Source organism: Bradyrhizobium sp. sGM-13, assembly GCF_018398875.1.
Taxonomy (GTDB): domain Bacteria; phylum Pseudomonadota; class Alphaproteobacteria; order Rhizobiales; family Xanthobacteraceae; genus Bradyrhizobium.
In genome coordinates, this window is sequence record NZ_JAGWDK010000162.1 from 1 (window position 1) to 727 (window position 727).

Below are 727 nucleotides of genomic sequence, written 5' to 3' on the forward strand. Positions count from 1 at the left end.
GTCTTTGTCTCGACGCCCGATTTCAAGGACGCCTTCCAGGACGGGTGGGGAAAGACAGTGGCATGCATGGTCGAGGTACTGGTGGAGGCGCCGGCGGTCGGGGCGGAGCGTGATCCCGCGCGGGTGAATGTCCTCCCCGGATGTCACCTGACGCCGGGTGACCTCGACGAACTTAGGACGATCCTGGAGGATTTCGGCCTGAAGCCATCCTTCCTGCCTGATCTCGCGGGATCGCTGGACGGGCATATCCCGGACGAGTTTACGCCAACGACCATTGGTGGCATCGGGGTTGACGAAGTCGCGGGCATGGGCCGGTCCAGCTGGACCATTGCCATCGGTGCGCAGATGCGGCGGGCGGCAGAAGCCATGCAGGCGAAGTCTGGGGTGCCGTTTCGCTTGTTCGAGCGGCTGTGCGGCCTCATCCCCAACGATGAATTCATCGCTTTCCTGAGCGACATCAGTGGCCGCCCTGTGCCAGCAAAATATCGGCGCCAGCGCGGCCAGCTCAGCGATGCGATGCTGGACGCGCATTTCCATGTCGGCGGCCGCAAGCTCGCGATCGGTGCCGAGCCTGACCTCCTGTTCGACCTGTCCAGCATGCTTCACGAGATGGGCGCGCAGGTGACGGCGGCCGTGACGACCACGCCGTCGCCGGTGCTGGAGCGGATCGGGACCAAGGAGGTGCTGATCGGCGATCTCGAGGATCTGGAAGAGCTTGCTAGGACGA

1 protein-coding gene is annotated in these 727 nt (G+C 64.2%); it reads left to right on the top strand.

Annotated elements, in window-relative coordinates; all coding sequences use genetic code 11:
* Nucleotides 1-727: nitrogenase component 1 (locus KJQ96_RS38590; RefSeq protein ID WP_305831061.1), on the top strand; the 727-nt coding region annotated here is incomplete at both ends.